The organism is Bordetella genomosp. 12 (assembly GCF_002261355.1).
Taxonomy (GTDB): domain Bacteria; phylum Pseudomonadota; class Gammaproteobacteria; order Burkholderiales; family Burkholderiaceae_B; genus Bordetella.
In genome coordinates this window covers 532,450-554,429 of record NZ_NEVU01000003.1, presented here as the reverse complement: position 1 = coordinate 554,429, position 21,980 = coordinate 532,450, and the positions used below count along the sequence as shown (strand labels likewise).

The 21,980-nt window shown below is 64.5% G+C and carries 24 protein-coding genes; 15 read left to right on the top strand and 9 right to left on the bottom strand.

What is annotated here, in order from left to right; genetic code table 11:
• Positions 1-45: 45 nt before the first annotated feature.
• The 5 genes from acpS to CAL22_RS14700 all read left to right on the top strand — a co-directional run bounded on the left by acpS (position 46) and on the right by CAL22_RS14700 (position 5,335).
• Positions 46-483, top strand: coding sequence for a holo-ACP synthase (gene acpS / locus CAL22_RS14720; RefSeq protein ID WP_094816651.1), 438 nt, complete (start codon positions 46-48; stop codon positions 481-483).
• 10 nt (positions 484-493) lie between these two features.
• Positions 494-1,552, top strand: a complete 1,059-nt coding sequence (gene nagZ, locus CAL22_RS14715) for a beta-N-acetylhexosaminidase (protein ID WP_094814484.1) — start codon at positions 494-496, stop codon at positions 1,550-1,552.
• Positions 1,515-3,341, top strand: coding sequence for an excinuclease ABC subunit UvrC (gene uvrC / locus CAL22_RS14710; protein WP_094814482.1), 1,827 nt, complete (start codon positions 1,515-1,517; stop codon positions 3,339-3,341). The genes nagZ and uvrC overlap by 38 nt, the downstream gene beginning before the upstream one ends.
• Positions 3,342-3,381: 40 nt before the next feature.
• On the top strand, positions 3,382-3,954 hold the full coding sequence (gene pgsA / locus CAL22_RS14705; RefSeq protein WP_094814480.1) for a CDP-diacylglycerol--glycerol-3-phosphate 3-phosphatidyltransferase: 573 nt from the start codon (positions 3,382-3,384) through the stop codon (positions 3,952-3,954).
• A gap of 142 nt (positions 3,955-4,096) precedes the next feature.
• The gene (locus tag CAL22_RS14700) at positions 4,097-5,335 is read left to right on the top strand and encodes an MFS transporter (RefSeq protein WP_094814478.1); all 1,239 of its coding nucleotides are present in this window, start codon (positions 4,097-4,099) and stop codon (positions 5,333-5,335) included.
• 45 nt (positions 5,336-5,380) lie between these two features.
• Here CAL22_RS14700 and queF read toward each other — a convergent pair whose 3' ends face one another.
• Positions 5,381-6,223: an NADPH-dependent 7-cyano-7-deazaguanine reductase QueF gene (gene queF, locus CAL22_RS14695; protein ID WP_094816649.1), complete on the bottom strand. Its 843-nt coding sequence runs from the start codon at positions 6,221-6,223 to the stop codon at positions 5,381-5,383.
• A gap of 322 nt (positions 6,224-6,545) precedes the next feature.
• Here queF and aceA point away from each other — a divergent pair, with 322 nt between their 5' ends.
• From aceA to CAL22_RS14670, 5 genes are all read left to right on the top strand, one after another.
• Entirely contained in the window at positions 6,546-7,862 is a 1,317-nt protein-coding gene (aceA, locus tag CAL22_RS14690; RefSeq protein WP_094814476.1) for an isocitrate lyase, read from the top strand.
• A gap of 156 nt (positions 7,863-8,018) precedes the next feature.
• Positions 8,019-8,474 carry a MarR family winged helix-turn-helix transcriptional regulator gene (locus CAL22_RS14685; RefSeq protein WP_094814474.1) on the top strand — a complete coding sequence of 152 codons (456 nt, stop codon included), beginning with the start codon at positions 8,019-8,021 and terminating at the stop codon, positions 8,472-8,474.
• Positions 8,475-8,599: 125 nt separating this feature from the next.
• Complete coding sequence (locus tag CAL22_RS14680) at positions 8,600-9,025, top strand: organic hydroperoxide resistance protein (protein WP_094814472.1); 426 nt, start codon at positions 8,600-8,602, stop codon at positions 9,023-9,025.
• A gap of 178 nt (positions 9,026-9,203) precedes the next feature.
• The gene (locus CAL22_RS14675; RefSeq protein ID WP_348271691.1) at positions 9,204-10,121 is read left to right on the top strand and encodes an ABC transporter ATP-binding protein; all 918 of its coding nucleotides are present in this window, start codon (positions 9,204-9,206) and stop codon (positions 10,119-10,121) included.
• Positions 10,118-10,879: an ABC transporter permease gene (locus CAL22_RS14670; RefSeq protein ID WP_094814470.1), complete on the top strand. Its 762-nt coding sequence runs from the start codon at positions 10,118-10,120 to the stop codon at positions 10,877-10,879. Before CAL22_RS14675 ends, CAL22_RS14670 begins: the two co-directional genes overlap by 4 nt.
• Here the strand turns inward: CAL22_RS14670 and CAL22_RS14665 are convergent.
• From CAL22_RS14665 to CAL22_RS14650, 4 genes are all read right to left on the bottom strand, one after another.
• Positions 10,851-11,972 carry an AI-2E family transporter gene (locus CAL22_RS14665; protein WP_094814468.1) on the bottom strand — a complete coding sequence of 374 codons (1,122 nt, stop codon included), beginning with the start codon at positions 11,970-11,972 and terminating at the stop codon, positions 10,851-10,853. The two genes, CAL22_RS14670 and CAL22_RS14665, sit on opposite strands and share 29 nt — an antisense overlap.
• 101 nt (positions 11,973-12,073) lie before the next feature.
• Positions 12,074-14,152 (bottom strand): putative bifunctional diguanylate cyclase/phosphodiesterase, encoded by a 2,079-nt coding sequence (locus CAL22_RS14660; RefSeq protein ID WP_094814466.1) that lies wholly within the window; start codon positions 14,150-14,152, stop codon positions 12,074-12,076.
• Positions 14,153-14,290: 138 nt separating this feature from the next.
• Positions 14,291-15,094: an aspartate dehydrogenase gene (locus CAL22_RS14655; protein ID WP_094814464.1), complete on the bottom strand. Its 804-nt coding sequence runs from the start codon at positions 15,092-15,094 to the stop codon at positions 14,291-14,293.
• A 66-nt stretch (positions 15,095-15,160) separates the two neighbouring features.
• Positions 15,161-16,057 (bottom strand): LysR family transcriptional regulator, encoded by an 897-nt coding sequence (locus tag CAL22_RS14650; protein WP_094814462.1) that lies wholly within the window; start codon positions 16,055-16,057, stop codon positions 15,161-15,163.
• A gap of 107 nt (positions 16,058-16,164) precedes the next feature.
• Here CAL22_RS14650 and CAL22_RS14645 point away from each other — a divergent pair, with 107 nt between their 5' ends.
• Positions 16,165-17,451, top strand: a complete 1,287-nt coding sequence (locus tag CAL22_RS14645) for an MFS transporter (RefSeq protein WP_094814460.1) — start codon at positions 16,165-16,167, stop codon at positions 17,449-17,451.
• A gap of 94 nt (positions 17,452-17,545) precedes the next feature.
• On the opposite strand, the gene CAL22_RS14640 is transcribed toward CAL22_RS14645, so the two are convergent.
• Positions 17,546-17,755, bottom strand: a complete 210-nt coding sequence (locus CAL22_RS14640; protein WP_094814458.1) for a YdcH family protein — start codon at positions 17,753-17,755, stop codon at positions 17,546-17,548.
• Between the two features lie 169 nt (positions 17,756-17,924).
• Positions 17,925-18,560: a hypothetical protein gene (locus tag CAL22_RS14635; RefSeq protein WP_094814456.1), complete on the bottom strand. Its 636-nt coding sequence runs from the start codon at positions 18,558-18,560 to the stop codon at positions 17,925-17,927.
• 122 nt (positions 18,561-18,682) lie between these two features.
• Between CAL22_RS14635 and CAL22_RS14630 the strand changes: the two genes are divergently transcribed.
• A complete protein-coding gene (locus CAL22_RS14630; RefSeq protein WP_094814454.1) occupies positions 18,683-18,862 on the top strand; it encodes an oxidoreductase-like domain-containing protein in 180 nt (59 codons plus the stop codon).
• 9 nt (positions 18,863-18,871) lie between these two features.
• Here the strand turns inward: CAL22_RS14630 and CAL22_RS14625 are convergent, their stop codons facing one another.
• Entirely contained in the window at positions 18,872-19,285 is a 414-nt protein-coding gene (locus CAL22_RS14625) for a copper resistance protein NlpE (protein ID WP_094814452.1), read from the bottom strand.
• A 325-nt stretch (positions 19,286-19,610) separates the two neighbouring features.
• Here CAL22_RS14625 and CAL22_RS14620 point away from each other — a divergent pair, with 325 nt between their 5' ends.
• Positions 19,611-19,931, top strand: a complete 321-nt coding sequence (locus tag CAL22_RS14620) for a hypothetical protein (protein WP_094814450.1) — start codon at positions 19,611-19,613, stop codon at positions 19,929-19,931.
• Positions 19,932-20,013: 82 nt separating this feature from the next.
• Complete coding sequence (locus tag CAL22_RS14615; RefSeq protein ID WP_094814448.1) at positions 20,014-20,232, top strand: DUF3820 family protein; 219 nt, start codon at positions 20,014-20,016, stop codon at positions 20,230-20,232.
• On the opposite strand, the gene CAL22_RS14610 is transcribed toward CAL22_RS14615, so the two are convergent.
• Complete coding sequence (locus CAL22_RS14610) at positions 20,217-21,110, bottom strand: LysR substrate-binding domain-containing protein (protein WP_094816645.1); 894 nt, start codon at positions 21,108-21,110, stop codon at positions 20,217-20,219. The two genes, CAL22_RS14615 and CAL22_RS14610, sit on opposite strands and share 16 nt — an antisense overlap.
• Between CAL22_RS14610 and CAL22_RS14605 the strand changes: the two genes are divergently transcribed.
• The gene (locus CAL22_RS14605) at positions 21,109-21,957 is read left to right on the top strand and encodes a sulfite exporter TauE/SafE family protein (RefSeq protein ID WP_094814446.1); all 849 of its coding nucleotides are present in this window, start codon (positions 21,109-21,111) and stop codon (positions 21,955-21,957) included. The genes CAL22_RS14610 and CAL22_RS14605 overlap by 2 nt on opposite strands.
• Positions 21,958-21,980 lie beyond the last annotated feature (23 nt).

Here is a 21,980-nt window from a genome sequence, read left to right as displayed (position 1 = left end):
TCGCTATTGCAGCGCCTTCGCGCGCGGCGCTTTTTCGGTTATGCCATGGTCTCTCTCAGCCCCCCCAGCGGCGCCATCGCCGGCATCGGCCTGGACCTGATCCGCGTCGATCGCATTTCCCGCGCCTTGGAGCGCCATGGCGAGCGCTTTGCAGAAAAAATACTTGGCCCGCAGGAAATGGCGAAATTCCGCGCGCGTAGCGCCCGTGATCCGGCGCGTGGCATCCGTTTTCTGGCGACCCGCTTTGCCGCCAAAGAAGCGTTTTCCAAGGCTATCGGTCTGGGCATGCGCATGCCCATGACCTGGAACCGCGTGCAGACGCTCAATGCCCCTGGCGGGCGGCCCGTATTAGTCATTGATGCAGCCTTGCTGCCCTGGTTCGAGCAGCGTTTTGGCGCGGCTCATGTCTCGATCACCGATGAGTCCGACATGGCGGCGGCCTATGTGATCGTGGAATCCCGGGCCGCGGCCAGTCACACCTGAGGATGGTTTGATGTCGAAATCCAAGAAACACCACAAGTTGCCGCCAGGTCCGGTCATGGTCGATGTGGCCGGAACCACGCTCACCAAGAAAGAGAAAGACCGGTTGCGGCATCCCTTGGTGGGCGGGGTCATTCTGTTTGCGCGCAACTTCGAGAACCGCGCCCAGTTGACGGCGCTCACGCGCAAGATCCATGCGGTGCGCGGCGAGCCCTTGCTCATCGCGGTGGATCATGAAGGCGGACGCGTACAGCGTTTCCGTGAAGACGGCTTCACGGCCCTGCCGGCCATGAGCGCTTTGGGTCAGGTCTGGGATCGGGATCCGCTGCTGGCCATGCGGCTGGCGACCGAAGCCGGTTATGTCCTGGCCGCCGAGTTGCGGGCCTGCGGCGTGGACCTGAGTTTCACGCCGGTCCTCGATCTGGATTATGGCGTCAGTAAAGTCATCGGCAACCGGGCCTTCCATCGCGATGCACGCGTGGTCGCCATGTTGGCGCGCGCACTGATCCAGGGGCTGGCCCTGGCCGGCATGGCAGCTTGCGGCAAACACTTCCCCGGGCATGGTTTCGTGCAGGCTGACTCGCATCACGAGATTCCGGTCGACAAGCGCTCGCTGACCGAGATCCTGCGTGAAGATGCCGCGCCTTACGGCTGGCTGGGCGATGGCGTGCTGTCTTCGGTGATGCCGGCCCACGTCATCTATCCCAAGGTCGACAGCCAGCCGGCGGGTTTTTCGCGCCGCTGGGTCAGCGAGATATTGCGGGGCAAACTGGGTTATGACGGGGTGGTGTTTTCCGATGACCTCACCATGGAAGGCGCCTCGGTGGCGGGCGACATTCTGGCGCGGGCCCAGGCTGCGCTGGGCGCAGGTTGCGACATGGTGCTCGTGTGCAACCGGCCCGATCTGGCCGACGAGTTGCTGGGACGTCTGGATGTCCAGCTCGCGCCCGAGTCGGTCGCCCGTATCCGCCGCCTGATGCCCGCCTTCTCCAGCCCGGATTGGGACGGCCTGCAGGCCGATTCACGTTATCAGCATGCCCGACGACTTCAATCTCAAATCGTTTCTGGCTGATCTGCCGCACCTGCCCGGTGTGTATCGGCATCTGGATGCCGCCGGTGAGGTGCTGTACGTCGGTAAGGCGCGCGATCTCAAGAAGCGCGTGTCGTCGTACTTCCAGAAGACCCTGTCCAGCCCGCGCATTGCGCAGATGGTAGGCAAGGTCGTGCGCGTCGAGGTGACCGTCACCCGCTCGGAAGCCGAGGCGCTGATTCTTGAGAACAACCTCATCAAGAGTCTGCACCCGCGCTACAACATTCTGTTTCGCGATGACAAGTCCTATCCCTACTTGCTCATCACTGGACATGCCTGGCCGCGCATTGCCTACTATCGCGGCGCGACCAATAAGCGTGGTCAGTATTTCGGTCCCTATCCGAATGCCTGGGCCGTGCGCGAGACCATACAGATACTGCAGAAGGTGTTCCGGCTGCGCACCTGCGAAGACACGGTGTTTGCCAACCGCTCGCGCCCCTGTCTGCTCTACCAGATCGGGCGATGTTCCGGACCCTGCGTGCAGGCCATCGAGGCCGCCGATTACGCGCGCGACGTCCAGCGCGCGGCCCGTTTTCTCAATGGCGAGGCCCGCGAGGTCATGGACGAGATCGAGGCGCGCATGCTGCAGGCCTCGACCGAGCTGCGTTTCGAAGAGGCCGCGGCGCTGCGCGATCAAATGGGTTCGCTATCCAAGGTGCTGCACCAGCAGACCATGGAGAACGTGGGCGGCGAAGACACCGACATCATTGCGGTGGCCGCAGCCGGCGGCAAGGTCTGCGTCAATCTGGCCATGGTGCGCGGCGGGCGGCATCTGGGCGACAAGCCGTTTTTCCCCTCGCACGCCGAAGGCGAGGCGGCCGCCGAGGTACTGGAGGCCTTCGTCGCGCAACACTACGCCGGCAGTGCCCTGCCGCCGGTGCTGGTGTGTTCGCATGCCTTGCCCGATCCGGATCTCATCGGCCTGCTGGGCGAGCAGGGCGCAAGCCGTTGCCGGCTGCTCACCCGCCCGCAGGGGGTGCGACGCGCATGGCTGGACCAGGCCCAGAAGAATGCCGAGCTGGCGTTGGCGCGGGCCCTGACCGAATCGGGCGCGCGTGCCGCGCGCACGCTGACGCTGGCCGAAACGCTCAACCTGGACACGGACGAGGCCGCGCTGGACGCGTTGCGCATCGAGTGCTTCGATATCAGCCACACGGCGGGCGAAGCCACGCAAGCTTCCTGTGTGGTCTTTCTGCACCACGACATGCAGCCCTCGCTTTACCGGCGCTACAACATCGTGGGCATCACACCCGGCGACGACTATGCCGCCATGCGGCAGGTCCTGACGCGCCGCTTTGCCAAGGTGGCCGACGGCGAGGCGCCCATGCCTGGCCTGGTGCTCATCGATGGCGGCAAAGGGCAGGTCGAGGTGGCTCGGCAAGTATTCGCAGAATTGGGACTGGATATCGCCACCCTGGTAGGGGTGGCCAAGGGAGAAGGGCGCAAAGTCGGGTTGGAGACGCTGGTGTTTGCCGACGGGCGCGAGCCGGTCGCGCTGGGGAAGGAGTCTGCCGCGTTGATGCTGATCGCTCAGGTGCGCGACGAAGCCCACCGGTTTGCGATCACGGGTATGCGCGCCAAACGCGCCAAGGCCCGTAATATTTCGCGGCTCGAAGAGATCGAGGGCATCGGGGCCAAGCGCCGCCAACGCCTGTTGGCGCGCTTTGGCGGCCTGTCGGGTGTCACGTCTGCCAGCGTCGAGGATCTGGCCTCGGTGGAAGGCATTTCGGAAGAATTGGCCCAGCGCATCTACGACGCTTTGCACGGATGACAGGCGGGCGTGTCGCGGCTGATGTAGCATACGGGGCACTATGCCGATAAACGTTCCCATTTTTCTGACGTGGCTGCGCATCGCCATGATTCCGCTGGTGGTCGGGCTGTTCTATTTGCCCGATACCTGGATATCGGTAAGTGTGCGCGATACGATGGCCGCCGTGGCCTTCATCGTGGCGGCGCTGACCGACTGGTTCGATGGCTGGCTGGCGCGCCGCTGGAATCAGACCTCCGCTTTCGGGGCCTTTCTGGACCCGGTGGCCGACAAGCTGATGGTGTGCGCCGCCCTCATCGTGCTGCTGGATCTGAGCCGCGTCGATGCCTTCGTCTCGCTCATCATCATCGGTCGTGAAATCACCATTTCGGCGTTGCGCGAATGGATGGCCAAGATCGGCGCCAGCGCCAGCGTGGCCGTGCACCGGCTGGGCAAGCTCAAGACCGCAGCCCAGATGGTGGCCATACCCTGCCTGCTCTATAACCAGATGCTTTGGGGCATCGACATGCGCCGCGTGGGCGACTGGCTGATCGTCGTGGCCGCCGTGCTGACGGTTTGGTCGATGCTGTATTACCTGCAACGCGCCTGGCCGGCGATCCGCGAGAAAGCGGGCTGAGCGAGCCAGGTCGGCAAGGGCGGCGCCGGGGCGCCGCCCTTGCCTATTTACAGAGGCCGCCGAAGCGGCCCGATGAGCGTGGCGGCACCGCCGCCACAGACCGGAGACTTTTTCGAGGGGCCCTTGCTGGCTCTGCTTCCGCATGAACACCGCTACCGCAGTATCCGATTCCCCCGACTTGCGCCGCCGCGACTGGCAGATCATTTTGCTGATCGGCGTGGCGCATTCCAGCTCGCATTTTTTCCAGTTGGTGCTGCCGTCGCTCTATGTGTCCCTGGGCAATGAGTTCGGTCTGGACTTTGCCCGCCTGGGCCTGCTGGTGTCGGTGTTCTACGTCGTGTCCGGCCTGGGCCAGGCTTCTTCCGGATTCATCGTGGACCGGATCGGCGCGCGTCCCGTGCTCTGGTTCGGGCTGTCCTGCTTCGTGCTGTCGGCCATCGTGATCGGCGCATCCACGGGTTACGGCATGTTGATGCTGGCCGCCGCCATCGGCGGGGTCGGCAATTCCATCTTCCATCCTGCCGATTACTCCATCATCAACCATCGGGTGAGTCCGGCGCGTTTGGGCCACGCTTTTTCGGTTCATGGGCTCACGGGCAATCTGGGCTGGGCCCTGACGCCCGTGTTCATCACGACCATCACCTTGCTGGCCAACTGGCGCGTGGCGGCGTTTTCCGCGGCCGCCTTGATCGCGTTCATTTTGCTGCTGACGGTGCTGGGCCGCGATCTGTTGGGCGCGCCCAACCCGTCGCGCGATGCCGATACCGCGGCGGCACCGCAGCCCAGCGCCTGGCAGACCCTGACCGCGCTGCTGGCGCGGCCCGCGCTTTGGGGGGCTTTTCTGTTCTTTGCCTTCACCTCGATCGCGCTGTCTTCGGTGCAGAACTACACCATCCCGCTGTTGGGCCAGTTGTATGACCTGTCGCGGGTGACCGCCAGCTCCGCGTTGTCGGGCTATATGCTGGCCTCGGCACTGGGCATGGCGGCTGGCGGCTTTCTGGTGTCTGCCACGCCGCGCACCGAACGGACCGTGACGGCGGCCTTGCTCATGGCGGGGCTGACGCTGGTGGTGCTGGCCATGGGCTGGGTGCCGGCCTCGCTAGCCGCCCTGGTGGTCGGTGTGGCCGGGTTTTGCGCGGGCGTGGCGGCCCCTTCGCGCGACATGCTCATCCGTCGGGTGACGCCCAAAGGCGCCACTGGCTCGGTCTATGGCCTGGTGTACTCGGGCATGGATGTCGGCTCGGCGCTGGGCCCCCTGGGTTTCGGGCTGTTGCTCGATGCCGGTCTGGCGCAAGGGCCGTGGATAGGCGCGGGCCTGGCGTTTGCGATCGGCGCCATTCTGGCGCAGTGGATCGCCATCCAGGCGCGCAAAACCGCCTGAGGCGTCGCCCCACCGCAATGAATTCAGGCCCCGAGGGGCCTGAATTCATTGGCGCGCGGTACGCACGTCGGCGGGGGCGGGGCCGGCGCCGTTGCTACGCCAGGGGTTGATGTCCAGCCCGCCGCGCCGGGTGTAGCGGGCGTAGACCGCAAGCTGCTCGGGCTGGCAGGCCCGCATCAGGTCGCAGAAGATGCGTTCGACACAATGCTCGTGAAACTCTGCGTGCTGGCGAAACGAGATGATGTACTTGAGCAGGGCAGCCCGGTCGATGGGCCTGCCGCGATACGCAATCTGCACCGAACCCCAATCCGGCTGGCCGGTCACCGGGCAGTTTGATTTCAGCAACCGCGAGACCAGCGTTTCCTCGACGATCTCGCCTGCGGCGCAACGCAGCAGCTCGGGCGCCGGGTCATAGCGGTCGATGTCCACGTCGAGCTTGTCCAGCGTGATGCCGTCGAGCTCCACGATGCGCAGCGTGTCGAAACGCTGCGGCAGGATGAAGTCCATCTCGATGGCCGCGCCAGCCGCCGCCGACAGGTCGGTTTCGAGCCGCTCGCGCAGCGCCTGGGCGTTGGCCAGGCGGGTCTGGTTGAAAGAGTTCAAGTAGAGCTTGAAGGACTTGGACTCAATGATATTGGGGCTGTCGGCCGGGACGCGAAAGCTCGCCATGGCAATGCGCGGCTTGCCCTTGGGATCCAGCCACGAAAGCTCATAGGCATTCCAGATGTCGGTGCCATGAAAAGGCAGCGCGGTGCCAGGCAGCGCCGGCAGGCTGTTCAGGCCCAGCGCCGCGCGATTCTCGGCCCGCGGGATGGGAAACAGCAGCGAAGCATCATATTTGGAGGGGTAGGCCACGCTATGGCCCAGCGGCGCGTCGGTAAGCGGCATGGAGGAAAGAAATGAAGCGAACGATGCCTGCATTGTAGGGCTTTGAACCCAACGTTTTTTTATATCGTGAAATCAGGATCGCGGCATGTGAAAGCGCATGCTGCGCAGCAACGAAAGCGGATTTCACGGCGTTAAAACGCATTTTGCAATGTGGAATAAGAAATGTAAGTCATTGATAATTATATAAAAAATAACTCGATCGAAAGGTGGTGGAAGGCTGCGCTGCTGCGCAGCATCTCCGTAGACTGTGTGGCATGGATTCGCGGCAAAACAAACAGACCCTGAATCCTCTGTTTCGCAAACCCATTACCGGAGAGACACCATGAGCCAACGCGAGACTGATATCCGCCAGCTGGAACAAGACTGGGCCGAAAACCCCCGTTGGAAAGGCATCCAGCGTGCCTACAAGGCCGACGAGGTCATCCGCTTGCGCGGCTCCACTCAGGTGGAGCACACGCTGGCCCGCCGGGGCGCCACCCGGCTGTGGCAGTCGCTGCACAGCGAACCCTTCGTCAATTCGCTGGGGGCGCTGACGGGCAATCAGGCCATGCAGCAGGTCAAGGCCGGGCTCAAGGCCATCTATCTTTCCGGTTGGCAGGTCGCAGGCGACGCCAATCTGGCCGGCGAGATGTACCCCGACCAATCGCTGTACCCGGCCAACTCGGTGCCGCAGGTCGTGCGCCGCATCAACAATGCCCTGGCGCGTTGCGATCAGATCCAGTGGATGGAGGGCAAGAATCCGGGCGACGAAGGTTATGTGGATTACTTTGCGCCCATCGTGGCCGACGCCGAAGCGGGTTTTGGCGGTGTGCTCAATGCTTTCGAATTGATGAAGGGCATGATCGAAGCGGGTGCGGCAGGCGTGCACTTCGAGGATCAACTGGCGTCGGTGAAGAAGTGCGGGCATATGGGCGGCAAGGTGCTGGTGCCTACCCGTGAGGCCGTGGCCAAGCTGGTCGCTGCCCGCCTGGCTTCCGATGTGATGGGCACGCCCACGCTGCTGCTGGCCCGCACCGATGCCGATGCGGCCGACCTGGTCACCAGCGATGTCGACGAGAATGACCGTCCGTTCATTACCGGTGAGCGCACGGTGGAGGGTTTCTTCCGCACGCGTGCCGGTATCGATCAGGCGATTTCGCGCGGCCTGGCTTATGCCGCCTATGCCGATCTGATCTGGTGCGAGACCTCCACGCCCAATCTGGAGTACGCCCGCAAGTTCGCCGAGGCCATTCACCGCAAGTATCCGGGCAAGCTGTTGGCCTACAACTGCTCGCCGTCGTTCAACTGGAAGAAGAATATCGATGACGCCACGATCGCCAAGTTCCAGCGTGAGCTCGGCGCCATGGGCTACAAGTTCCAGTTCATCACGCTGGCGGGCTTCCACTCCTTGAACTACGGCATGTTCGAGCTGGCCCATGGTTATGCCCGCCGCCAGATGAGCGCGTTTGTCGAACTGCAGCAAAAAGAGTTCGCCGCCGCCGAACTGGGCTTTACCGCCGTCAAGCACCAGCGTGAAGTGGGCACCGGCTATTTCGATGCCGTGACCCAGACCATCGAAGGCGGACGTTCCTCCACGACGGCGCTGACCGGCTCGACCGAAGAGGCGCAGTTCGAGCACGGCGAGGCGCGCGCGGCCTGAGTCGCGACGCATTTCGGATGCAGTAATACCTGTTTGTAGGGTGGAGTGTTTTAGGGGACCGAGGGGTCCCCTCTTTTTTTGCTCCCGCATCCCATGACGCACCTCGATCCTTCAATATCGCTTGCTATTTGATAGTGTACGATCTAATATGCCTGCATGACGCACGCAAAGACGCCCACGGCTCCGTCCTCCCTGTTGTTGGATGACCAGCTCTGTTTTGCCCTGCATTCGACCACGCTGGCCATGAACAAGGTTTACCGCAAGCTGCTCGCGCAACTGGGGCTGACCTATTCGCAGTATCTGGTCATGATGGTGCTTTGGGAGCAGGATGGGCTGACGCTCTCGGACATCGGCAAGCGGCTGTTTCTCGATTCGGCCACGCTGACGCCCTTGCTCAAGCGCCTCGAAAGCGCAGGCCTGCTACGCCGTGAGCGGGGAGCGCATGATGAGCGGCAGGTCATCATCAGCCTCACCGAGGCGGGGCGGGCCTTGAAGAGCCAAGCCCTGGCGGTGCCCAAAGGGATTGCGCAAGCGCTGTCCTGTTCGGCCGACGAGGCGCTGGCGCTGAAAGCCCGGCTGGAACGCTTGCGTGCCGAGCTGATGCAGGAGTAGGCAGCGCCTGATCGCGCAGGCGCCGTCATGTATATCGCACACTATTTAATAGTGAGCTAATTAGTTTGATTCCGGCGGTCGTCCGCCCACCCGCGCTGCGGCGCGAATCTCTTAAGGAAACGTCCATGTCTCTCGAAAAAGTTCTCTACCGTGCTCAGGCCCAGGCGACGGGCGGCCGCGACGGCCGTGCCGTGTCTTCCGACAAGCACCTCGATATCCAGCTGAGCACGCCCAAGGAACTCGGCGGCGCAGGCGGCCAGGGTAGCAATCCGGAGCAATTGTTTGCCGCGGGCTACGCCGCCTGCTTTATCGGCGCGATGAAGTTCGTCGCTGGCCGCGAACATATCGCGCTGCCTGCCGATCTGTCGGTGCAGGCGGCGGTGGGTATCGGCCCCTTGCCCCACGGTTTTGGCATTGAGGTGGCGCTGACCATTGCGCTGCCCGGCCTGGAGCGCAGCACCGCGCAGCAATTGATCGATAAGGCGCATATCGTCTGCCCGTATTCCAACGCCACGCGCGGCAATATCGACGTGACGTTGACGCTGGCCTGAGCGTGAGGCGGGCCCCCGGCGGGCCCGCCTGTGCCTGGCTTGTGGTCCCATTGGCCGGCAAGCGCGACTTCAGTCTTTGGCCGCCTGCGCTCCGGGCGCCGGCGCCCAGTGGGTTATCGTTGCGTGTGGCCCGCCAACGGCCAGGATAACAAGCGAGGTGGCCGTGTCCGGCGATAGTGTGATTTCTGTACAAGACCTCTCCAAGGTCTATGCCTCGGGTCATCAGGCCCTGAAAAACATCAATCTCGACATTCAGCGGGGTGAGATTTTCGCGTTGCTGGGCCCCAATGGCGCGGGGAAAACGACGCTCATCAGCATCATCTGCGGCATCGTCAACGCCACTAGCGGACGGGTGCTGGCCGACGGGCATGACAATGTCCGCGAGTATCGTGCTGCGCGGCAAGCCATCGGCCTGGTGCCGCAGGAGCTCACCACGGACGCTTTCGAGACGGTCTGGAATACCGTGAGCTTCAGCCGCGGGCTGTTCGGCAAACCGGCCAATCCCGCGTTGGTCGAACGTATTCTGCGCGATCTGTCGCTCTGGGATAAGAAAGACAGCCGCATCATGGCGCTGTCCGGCGGCATGAAGCGCCGTGTGATGATCGCCAAGGCCCTGTCGCACGAGCCGCGCATTTTGTTTCTCGACGAGCCCACTGCCGGCGTGGACGTCGAATTGCGGCGCGGCATGTGGGAAATGGTGCGGCGTTTGCGCGAGCAGGGCGTGACCATCATTCTCACCACGCATTACATCGAAGAAGCGCAGGAGATGGCCGACCGGGTCGGCGTGATCCGCAAGGGCGAGATCATCCTGGTCGAGCAGACCCACGCGCTGATGCGCAAGCTGGGCAAGAAGCAGTTGGTGTTTGCCTTGACGGCGCCGCTGGCTGCCGTGCCACCCGCGTTGGCGCGCTACGACCTGGCGCTTAGCGACGAGGGCAGGGTGCTGGTCTATACCTACGACAGCCAGGGCGAGATCAATCCGGTGCAGCCCTTGTTGCGTGAGCTCGATGCGCTCAGCATCGGTTTTAACGATCTGCAATCCTCCGAGAGCAGCCTGGAGGAAATCTTTGTCAGTCTGGTGAGTGCACAATCATGAATTGGTACGCAGTTCGCGCCATCTATCTGTTTGAAATGGCCCGCGCCTGGCGCACGCTCATGCAAAGCGTGGCCTCGCCGGTGATCTCCACCTCCTTGTATTTCGTGATCTTCGGTTCGGCCATCGGCTCGCATATGGTCGAGATCGACGGAGTGAGCTACGGCGCTTTCATCGTGCCCGGCATGATCATGCTGTCGCTGCTCACTCAGAGCGTGGCCAACGCGTCTTTCGGCATCTACATGCCGCGGTTTTCGGGCACGATCTATGAGATTCACTCCGCGCCGATCTCCTATGTGGAGATCGTCATCGGCTATGTGGGGGCGGCGGCCAGCAAATCCATTCTGCTCGGCTTGATCATGCTGATCACCGCCAGGCTGTTTGTGGCCTATGAAGTCCAGCATCCGGTGTGGATGGTGGTCTTCCTGGTGTTCACGGCGGTGACCTTCAGCCTGTTCGGTTTCATCATCGGCGTGTGGGCCGACGGCTTCGAGAAATTGCAGATCATCCCCTTGATGATCATCACGCCGCTGACCTTCCTGGGCGGCACCTTCTACTCCATCCACATGCTGCCGCCCTTCTGGCAGACGGTGACGATGTTCAATCCGGTGGTCTATCTGGTCAGCGGGTTTCGCTGGAGTTTCTTCGGCGTGGCAGACGTCAATCTGGGCGTGAGCATCGGTATGACGCTGCTCTTTCTTGCCATCTGCCTGCTGACGGTGCGCTGGATCTTCAAGACGGGCTATCGTCTGAAGACGTGATCTCGGGGGTGGCGGTCACGAGCGGATCGCGCACCCACTGCATGAACAGGACATAACCCAGGGCAAAGCCGACCGGCCCGAGAAACAGGCCGACGATGCCGGCGGCGACCACGCCGCCGAGCGCGCCGATCAGGATGATGGGCAGCGGGATGCTGATCCCGCGCGCCAGCATCAGCGGCTTGAGGATGTTGTCCACCAGGCTGACGAGTACGCTCCAGATGGCGAACGCCACACCCATGGTGGTGCTGTTGGTCATGAAGACATAGATGGTGGCGGGCAGCAGCACAATGAAAATCGGTAGTTGCACGATGCACACCGCCAGGGCCACGATGGCCCAGATGCCCGCGCCCGGCACCCCTGCGACCAGCATGCCCAGGCCGCTGAGCGCGGCCTGGATCAGCGCCACGCCGATCACCCCCTGCGCCACGGCGCGGATGGTGGTCACGATGAGTTGGACCAGTTCATGGCCGCGTTGCGCACCGGCGATGCGCCCGGCGATATCGTCGGCCATGCGCTTGCTGTGTTTGTCATAGACGAGCACCAGCCCGGCGATGGCCACGGCGGCCAGAAACACCAGGAATTCCATGCCGGCGGTGGTGACACTATTGAGCAGCCATTTGGCCGCGTCGGTCAGCACCGGTTGCAGCGGCTTGAGCGCGGCTTCGACGTTTTGCGTGGCCAGCATCCAGGCGTCATGCAGCCGGTCGCCGATGAGGGGCACGTTGGAGATGAAGCTGGGCGGATCCGGGATGCGCAGCGTGGGCTGCCCTTCGGCCTGATGAAACAGCTTGCGCAGGCTTTCTGCCAGCGAGCTGGCCAGCAGCGCGCCGGGGATCATAAAAGCCAGCAGGGTCAGAATGACCAACAGCAGCGAGGCGGATTTGGGCCGCCCGCCCAGCCAGCGCGTGATCCGGTGATGCAGGGGGGCCAGCGTGATGGCCAGGATGATGGACCACAGCAGCAGGCCGATGAAAGGTTCGGCGACGCGGTAGCACCAGTAGACCAGGCCGCCGATGAGGCTGATCCGGATGAAGAGATCGAGCAGACTGCGGGAAAGCACTTGCTGAAAGTCAACATTCGGCCGAAGGCGCATGACTCTGTCTCCGAGGGCCGGGAGGAAGGGGTGGGGCGTATCCCGGCATCAACGCTGTGGTTGTAGCGGATACGCGGCTTGCCTGGCAAGCCGCGTGCGGGTCAATCCTGATTGCGAGCGAAGTCTGCCTTGAGAAAATCCTGCGGCGGCAGCGGCTTGCCCAGCAAGAATCCCTGCAGCGAGTCGCATCCCAGTTCGGTCAGGAAACGTTGCTGAGCCGCGGTCTCGACGCCTTCGGCGACGATCTTGAGATTCAGGCGCTGGCCCAGGGCGATGATGGCCGAGACGATGGCGGCATCTTCCTGGTCGTGTTCGAGCTGGCTGATAAAGCCCCGGTCGATCTTCAGCTCGCTGGCCGGCAGCCGCTTCAGGTGGAGCAGGCTCGAGTAGCCGGTGCCGAAATCATCGATCGAAATCGCCACGCCCAGATCGGCCAGTTCGCGCAGCACGGTCAGGCTGGCTTCGGCGTCGCGCATGGCGGTCGTTTCGGTGATTTCGATGGCCAGGCAAGTGGCTGGCAGCAGATGCCGCGCCAGGGTGTCCCGGATGGTGTCGACCAGACCAGCCTGGGAAAACTGCATGGCAGATAGATTGACCGCCACGGTCCAGTTCCTGTGCCCCAGGTCACGCCAGATACGCATCTGGCGGCAGGCTTCGTCCAGGACCCACTCCCCGATCGCGAAGATCAGCCCGGTGCGTTCAGCGATGGGGATGAACTCGACCGGAGAAATCAGGCCGCGCTTGGGGTGATTCCAGCGCAGCAGGGCCTCGGCCCCCACGACCGGGCCCGACGGGGCCACGAACTTGGGTTGGTAGTACAGCACCAGCTCGCCGCGCGCCTGCGCCTGGCGCAGATCCTGCAGCAGCTGCAACTGCTCGCGGGCGTTCTCGTTCATGGCCGGTTCGAAATAGCTGTAGCGCGGATCGCGGCCCAGCCGTTTGGCGTGATACATGGCGGCGTCGGCGTGCGTGAGCAGGGTTCGGCCGTCTTCCCCGTCGGCCGGGTAGATGGAGATGCCCACGCTGGCGGTCACGGACAGGGTGTTGCCATCGACGACGGCCTCGCGCGACAAGACTTCGATGAGCTTTTCGGCGAGGTTGGCGGCATCGGTGGGCTCGATCATGTCGGCCACGACGATGAACTCGTCGCCTCCCAGGCGCGCGACGAGATCCCCCGGACGCAGCACCTCGCCCTCGATGCGGCGCGCCAGTTGGCGCAACAGGGTGTCACCGCTTTGGTGGCCATAGGCGTCATTGACGGCCTTGAAACCATCCAGATCGATGAAGAGCACCGCCAGGTGGCCGCGGGCCGCCTTGGCGCGCGCAATGGCCTGAACCAGGCGCTCATCGAGCAGGGCGCGGTTGGGCAACTGGGTCAGCGCATCGTGCAACGCGAGGTGCAGCAGTTCTTCGTTGGCCTGCGCCAGCGAGCTGGCCAGGGCCGAGGTCCGTGCTTCCAGGCGGGTGTCCAGCACGGCCACCACGAGCGCGATACCCATCACGCTGAGCGTGACGGCTGTCACGCTGGCGGCCAGCCAGCCCGCGGTGATGCCATGCAGCACGGCCATGCAGACGCTGTTTTCGGCGAATCGCGCGGCGGCCATGCCGGTGTAATGCATGCCGACGATGGCCAGGCCCATGACGACGGCCGCGAAAATGCGGTAGGCCGGGGCACCTGGACGATTGTGGCGCAGGCGGTGGGTGATCCAGAGCGCGGCGCCCGACGCCAGGATGGCGACCACCACCGACAGGACGAACAGCCAGGGCGAGTACTCGATGGCGGGATACATGCGCATCGCTTCCATGCCCACGTAGTGCATGGCGGCGATGCCGCAGCCCATGAGCAGCGCCGCGCCCGCCAGGCGCAAGCGCGGCAGCTTGCTGCGGGTGACGACCCACAGGGCAAACGCGGAGCTGCAGATCGCAATGAGCAAGGACAGCCCGGTGAGGGCCAGGTCATAGCCCAGGGCGATGGGCAGACTGAACGCGAGCATGCCGATGAAGTGCATGGACCAGACGCCCAGGCCCATGGCGCAGGCGCCGCCCAACAACCAGAAGCGTGCTGCCAGCCCCTCGGTCGAGCTGACCCGGCTGGCCATCCCCAGCGCCGTATAGGAGGCCAGGATGGCGACCCCAAGCGATATCAGCACCAGGGTGGGGTCGTAGTTTCCGACAAGCATTAAAAGCCTCCGCGAGGCAGGTCAGACAGGTGCGACATAATCAAAAGGGAGATCCGGAATACAGGAATCCGGTGTCGGATCCGCGAGCGCGAAAGCGTATCCGATTTTGCAGCGGCTGGATTATCGACAAGCCATTTTTCACGTGCCCACGCGCAAAGGGGCTGTGAGTTTGCGCAAGGCTGCCACCACGCTCTGGGCCGTGATCTTGCCGGTTTTGGGGTTTTCGGAGGGGATGTTCTGGATTTCCATCGAGAAGCTGGCCGAGTCGGAATCCACTTCGACACGATGGACATTGCGCGTGACGCTCGGGTCGGCCCAGATCTCCAGCGTGCTGCGGTCCGCGCCGATGCCGGCCAGGGAGACGCTGACGGCCACATTCAGATTGGCCGGGAAACCGATGGCCGCGTCGCGCGGCGAACCTCGAAACACCAGGGTGGGCTCGGTGATGCGGCTGACGTCGATGCCATGGGTCTGCAGATACGGCGCGCCGGCCAGGCCGAGCGGCGGCTTGCGCGTGATCATGGTGACCGAGTGGATCTGGCCTTCGGCCGCGGCGGTCAAGGCATCCAGCCCGAGAATGGCGCCCGAAGGGATAATGATCTGGCCGCCGTGCTGCCGGGCCGTGTCGATCAGATCTTCGTTGCGCAGCAAGGCCCCGGAGCTGAGCACCATGAGCTTCTTGCCGGCCCGCAGCACGGGTTCGGCCAGTTCACGAAAGACGGCCGCCGGCGCGGCTTCGACCACGATGTCGCAGCGAGTGGCCAGCCCGGCCAGGTCGGTGAAAGCCGGTTTATCCGATTGCCAATGCCGGTCTGCGTACCGCTCGGGCTGGCGCACCGCGATGGCCGCAAGCCTCAGGCCGGGCAGCCCTTGGTCCAGGGCATGGGCGACGGCTTGGCCGATGGCGCCGAATCCGGCGATTCCAACTTGCAGGACAGACATGGCGAATCTCTTTAGGACGGGATGGCAGGCGGGGCAAGGATACTAGATCGCGCCGCCGCGTGGGCGTCAGGCGGGCGGCGGGGCGAGTTCGCGCAGCAGGGCGATGGCGTTGCGCGCGGCCGTGGAGCGTTCATGCCGGCGGTAGGCCATGTCCAGCAGGGCGCGCGGCGCATCGCCGCGGATGGGGCGGTATTCGATCCCTTCGGCGCCCATATGCCGCATGGCAGCCGGGACGATGGCGATCCCGACGCCGGCGGCCACCAGGCTGATGATGGAGGCCATCTGCGGCGCCTCCTGGATGACGCGCGGCGTGAAGCCGGCCCGCAGGCAGGCCGAGAGAATGGCGTCGTAGAGACCCGCGCCGATGGGGCGGGGATAAAGCACGAACTCCTCTTGGGCCAGGTCTTTCATAGGGACGCTGCGCTTGCGGCACAAGGCATGGCCGGGGGGCAGGGCCACCAGCATGGGCTCGTCGAGCACCCGTTCGGTCGCGCAGTCCGGATCCAGGGCATAAGGCGGGCGCACGAAGGCGACGTCGACTTCTTCCAGGCGCAAGGCCTGCAGCAATGCCGCCGAGGTGCTTTCCGACAGGGACAGGTGCACACCGGGATAGCGATCGCGGTAAGCACGAATGGCGCGCGGCAAATAGGGGTGGAAAACCGCCGAGGCGGTAAAGCCCACGCTCACCGAGCCGCGCTCACCACGCCCCAGGCGGCGTGCGGTGTCCACCGCGCGATCGGCCGCGGCCAGAATGCTGCGGGCGTCGTCGAGCAGGCGGGCACCGGCTTCGGTCAGCTCCACCCCGCGCGGCAGACGCAGCAGCAACGGGGTGCCGATCTCGCGCTCGAGCTGCTGGATCTGCAGACTCAGCGGGGGCTGCCCGATGCCCAGGCGCTTGGCCGCGCGCGTGAAGTGCAGGGCTTCAGCCACGGCGACGAAATAACGCAGATGCCTCAGTTCCATTTTTTTAAAGTATGACGATAGATGGTTTCATATATTGGACAAATGCAGGGGGAAAGTCTACCGTGAAGCCATGACCAATCAGGTCGCTGTTTTTCGAGATTGCTGCCATGTCCGCCCCTCATTCTTCCGTTTCACCGACGCCCGCGCCCGCCGCGGACGAGGGGCAGGGATATCTGCGCCGCGGGACCCCCGCGCTGCATCGGGCGCAGTGGGCGCTGTTTGCCGCCGGCTTCGCCACGTTTTCCCTGCTGTATTGTGTCCAGCCGCTGATGCCGCTGTTCACCCATAACTTCCAGATTTCGCCGGCGCAAAGCAGCCTGTCGCTGTCACTGTCTACCGGCATGCTGGCGCTGGCCATTTTCGTCGTCGGCATGGGGTCGCAGGCCTTGCCCCGCAAAGGCGTCATGGCGGCCTCGCTCATCGCCTCGGCTGTATTGGGCACGCTGGCGGCATTTGCCCCGGATTGGAACAGCCTGCTGGTGCTGCGGGCTTTGCAAGGCATCGCCATGGGCGGGGTGCCGGCGGTGGCGATGGCTTATCTGGCCGAAGAGGTCGAACCCGAGACGCTGGGCTTTGCCATGGGGCTTTATATCAGCGGCAGCGCGTTCGGCGGCTTGACGGGCCGGATCATCACCGGTCTGGTCTCCGACTTTTTCGGCTGGCGTGCCGCGTTGGGTACGCTGGGGCTGCTCGGGGTGCTGGCTGCCGTGCTGTTTACCTGGTTGTTGCCCGCCTCGCGCCGTTTCGCGCCCAAGCGCGGCAATGGCTGGCGCGAGGCTCGCAAGGGTTTGGCCGCGCATTTGCGTAATGGCCCGCTGGTCAGCCTGTTTCTGCTCGGCGGCCTGCTGATGGGCTCGTTCGTGACCGTCTACAACTATGTGGGCTTCCGGTTGCTGCAGCCGCCGTTTTCGCTTAGCCAGACCTTCATCGGCAGCATTTTCGTGGTCTATCTGGTGGGTATCTTCGCTTCGACCCTCTTCGGCCGGCTGGCTGACCGGCACGGCCGCGGCGTCATGCTGGTGTGGGGCACGGTGCTGACCCTGAGCGGGCTGCTGCTCACGCTGTCGAACAATCTGGCCATTCTGGTGGCCGGCATCGTGGTGTTCACGTTCGGCTTTTTCGCCTCGCACGCGGTGGCCAGTGGCTGGGTCGGTCAAATGGCGCGCGGCTACAAGGCGCAGGCCGCCGCCCTTTACCTGCTGGTGTATTACCTGGGGTCGAGCGTGCTGGGGTCGGTCGGCGGCAAGAGCTGGGCCTTGGCTGGCTGGACCGGGGTGGCCGAACTTACCGGGGCATTTCTGCTGGTGGCGCTGGGCGTGAGCACGACGCTGGCCTTGCTGTCATCGCGGCGGGCCCAGGCCGCGCTGCAGGCCGGGCGCGAGCCGCAAGTCTGAGCGCGGCGTCACACCCGTGAGCGGCATGCCGCGCCGATGGCGCGGCGGCAGTCCCGGCCGCCTGCTGGCGGCCGCGGGCGCTCAGGCCGGACCCTCACGCCTCCTTGAGCAGGACGTAGAGCTGGTCCTTGATGTGCAGTTTTTCTTTCTTGAGTTTTTCGATCTCGAGGGGCGTGGCCGTTTCTCTGCCCGCCTCCATGTTCTGGATCTGCTGATCCAGCTGATTGTGCTTGTCGAACAACTTGGCGAAGTGCGGGTTTTCGGTCTTGAGACGGGAAATCTGCTCGCGAAACTCAGGGAACATAAGGGGACCTCCGTGGTGAAGACGCCACGCTCATGCCGGCTCGCGACCCGCAAGAGCGCGCTAAGAAAGACGACCGGTGTCCTTGCGATGAGTCCAGTATAGCGGCCAGGGCGAGGGCGTCAAACGGCAGACGGGTTGGCCGCGAGGCGCCTGCCGGCGGGGGCCGGACTCACCGTTGGCGCAAGGCCGGACCGCACAGCGTCCAGAGTTGCGGCCCGCAATCGGCCTGCCAACCGCTGGCGGCAGCCAGAACCTGCAGTTCGTCGGGATGGATGGCTTCGGGTTGGCCCGGCCAGGGCGCCGCGGCCGTCAGTACGCCGGGAGCGGCGGTCCACACATTGGCCGAGGGCGCGCGGACTTCGAGTTCCTGGCCATCGGCCAAGGTGTCGAGCAGGCATAGCAGCCAGGCCAGAACGACGTAGCGCGAAGAAAACAGGCTTAGCTCGGGCACGATATTGAATGGCGGCAGCGCGACCCGCTTGCCGGTGACCAGCAGGCGCGCCGATACGATACGGCTGCAATCTTCGAACAGCATGCCGGCGTCGCCATGGCGCTCGCGATCGATCAGCCAGTCATCCAGGCCGCGCAGGCTGGCCACGCCTTCGTCGAGCAGGCTTTGCACTTCATCGATGAGCCGTTCGCGGCGCGAGCCCGCTTCGCTGTCGCCGGGTTGATGCAACATCGCTGCGGCCAGCCCGGCATTGGAAATGGGGCCGATGACATCGTGGCGCAGCACCGGGAAGATATGGGCCAGCACTTTGAAGCGTACGCCTTGTGCCTGGAGAGCCTGCCTGGAATCAGTCATCGCCTGAAAACGCCCTTATAGAGTGTCCCACGGCGGACCGTGAGGTCCGGCGATTCGTTATGTCAAAGCATACCTTTTGCGGGACAATGCATTAATAGTGTCGTATTAACCAGGAATTGCAGATGTCACAGGTCACTGATGCCGATGACCCGCGCCCGCAGCCGCCCGAGGCGCCCGGCCCCAATGAGTGTTGCCAAAGCGGCTGCATTCCCTGTGTCTATGATTTCTATAGCGAAGCCATGGACACCTACCGGGAAGACCTCAAGGCCTGGCTGGCGCGCCACCCCGAGGCCAGCGCCTGAGCGCCTGGTTCAGGGTGTGACGCGGCGCAGGATGTAGTGCTCGGCCAGGGCGCCGGTGATGACCTTGCCGTCGGCGTCGAGCAGCGACAATTGGTTTTCACCGACGCGCCAGCGGCTGCCTTCGCCTTCGAGCTCGATGGTGCCGTTGCCGGGCAGCCAGTGGAAACGACCGCTTACGTGTTCGGGCTGGGCCTGGCGATCCTGATAGCGGCGGCTGAGCGTATAGCTGCCGTCGGCATTGAGCGTGAGTTTCATCTCGATTCCCGGGCAATCGGCGCAAGGCAGGACTCCGCCATAGCTGCCTTGCCAGTCCAGCGCGCTGCGGGAAGTGTGGGCATCGGGGGCGGCAACCGGCTTGTCTGCCGGGGCGGCGCAGGCCGCCAGCAGGATCGATGCCGCCAGGGGACTGAGAAACTTGAGCATTGCAGTGATCTCCTACAGCGATTGAAACGACAAGGTAGCGGGTAAGCGCCACCGGGTTGACCAGGACGCAGTAACGCGATGTGTCATGATGCCAGAGCGGCGATCGGCCAAGGACGTGCCAGCCCTGGCCCGAAAGTCACCATAGCCGTCTGGCGCTGGCCATGCCGCTGGGCGCTTGATTTCAGACCGATCACGGGGCGAGGGCGCCGCAAGGCCAGCCGGGTGCGCGGTTATCGCTCTGTTGCGATTGTTGCGACTTGGAAGCGTTTGGAGAGCTACCATACAGGGCGCGCCAACGCATGGCGCTTTTTTTTGCGGAGTCCACATGAAATCCAACCGTACCTTGTTCGCGCTGCTGGCCCTGTGCCTGGCGGGCGCGGCGCACGCGCAGTCCGGCACGCAGGAAATGCAGTTTCCGGGCACCCAGCCCAAGAGCTCGGCGAACTGGTCGCCTCCGGCCACCCTGACCATGACGGTCGAGCCCATCGCGCCGGCACCCGCACCCATCCGCGATACGCCCGAAAGCATTGCCGAATACCAGCGCTGCCGCACGGTCTCCGATCGCGCCGCTGTCACCAACGAACAGCGCACCGCCGGCGTGGCGGCATGCCTGAAAGCGCTGCAAGAGCGCCGCCAGCCGGGCTGATGCGCCCGGGATGTTCGGCAGGGGAGGGAGGCTGCTCGCGGCCCGCTAGCCCTGGCTAGCGTTTTTTTCAGAGTGTTGGACCATGGATCCCGAACTGCTCGAGCTTCTGGTGCGCCGCGAAATGCCATTTGGCAAATACCAGGGCCGGCTGATCGCGGATCTGCCGGGCCACTATCTCACCTGGTTCGCGCGCAATGGGTTTCCCAAAGGCGAAATAGGCCGTCTGCTGGCCCTCATGCACGAACTGGATCACAACGGGCTGCGGCCCTTGCTGGATCCGCTGCGTCAGGGGCGCGGCTGAGCCCGCAAGGCCTGCACCAATGCCTGGACATAGCCTGGCGCGGTGTTCAGATCGCGCACGCACACCAGCAGGCGGCGGTCGGCCCAGTCGTCGGCCAGCGCCAGCCGGCGTACGCACGCGCCCAAGCGCAGGCGGCGGCAGGCCGATTGCGGAACGATAGCCAGGCCTACACCCCCTTGCACCATGCGCGCGACGCCAGAAAACGAGCGCATGCGGGCGCGAACCCGCATCTGTCGCCCGGCGCGCGCGGCCTGGTCGTCCAGGTGCACGGACAGGGCGCTGCCCGCCTCCAGCGCGACGTAGTCGTAGTCCAACGTTTCGGCATATCGCAAGCTGTCGCGTGAGGCCAGCGGATGAGCCGCCGGCAGGATCAGCTCCAGGCGGTCACGGCGAAAAGGCAGCGCGTCCAGGCCGCTGAGGTCGACGGCATCGGAGACGATGCCAATGTCGGCCGTGCCCTGCTTCAAGGCGGGGATGATCCGGTAGCTGGCCTGCTCGCTCACATCGACATCCACATTGGGATGGGCCGTCAGAAACTGCGCCAGCGGGTCGGGCAGGAACTCGGAGATGGCGGCGGTATTGCACAGCAGCCGCACGCGGCCTTTGAAACCCAGCGCGTACTCGCCCAGGTCCTCCTGCAGATGGGCGACCTGCTGCAGGAGCACCCGTGCGTGATGCGCCAGCGCGTGGCCCGCAGGGGTGGCGGTGACGCCGCGCCGCTCGCGGACAAACAGCGGCGTGCCCAGCGAGGCCTCCAGCCCGCGCAGCCGGGCGCTGGCCGAGGGCAGCGCGAGGTGGCTGGCCGCCGCGCCGGCCGTGATGCTGCCCTGGTCGCAAATATGGAGAAACAAGCGCAGGTCGGTCAGGTCAAAGTGCATGGCAGGCTCTGTCAGCAACATAGGCTGGGTCAGTGTATTACGCATTTTCAAAGTGCCGGGCGCAGCGCATGATGCCGGGATGATGCATATTTTCACTGACTTCTTCGCGCAGGCAGGCTGGCCCCTGGCCCTGGCCGTGCTGGGCGTATTCCTTCTGGCCGGTTTCGTCAAAGGCTGTATCGGGCTGGGCATGCCCACCGTGGCCGTGGGCCTGCTCAGCATGGCTATGCCTGCGCCAGAGGCAGCGGCCTTGCTCGTGGTGCCGGCCATCATTACCAATATCTGGCAGATGGCCTCGGGCGGCCACTTCCGCGCGTTGCTGCGCCGCCTGGCGGCCCTGTTGCTGTCCATCTGCCTGGGCACCGCGCTGGGCGTGTGGGGATTGAGCGGCGTGAGCGATGCCGGGGCATCCCATCTGCTGGGCGCCGCGCTGCTCTGCTATGCCGCCATTGGCCTGTCACCGCTCAAGCTGCGCGTGCCGCCGCGCCAGGAAGGCTGGCTGGGCGCCGTGTGCGGCACGGTGACAGGCCTGATCACCGCCGTGACCGGGGTGTTCGTGCTGCCCTCGGTGCCTTATCTGCAGGCGCTGGGCCTGGACCGCAACGCGTTGGTGCAGGCCATGGGCATCTCGTTCATGGTGTCCACGCTGGCCATGGCCGGGGGGCTGGCGTATGGCGGCGTGCTGGGGGCCAGCGAAATGGGCGCTTCGGTGCTGGCGCTGGCGCCGGCGCTGCTGGGCATGTGGGCCGGGCAGAGCCTGCGGCAGCGCATCAGCGAAAAGACCTTCAAACGCGGGTTTTTCATTGCCTTGGCGCTGCTGGGGATCAACCTGCTGCTCAAGGGTTAAGGCGCGGCGCGAATGGTAAATTC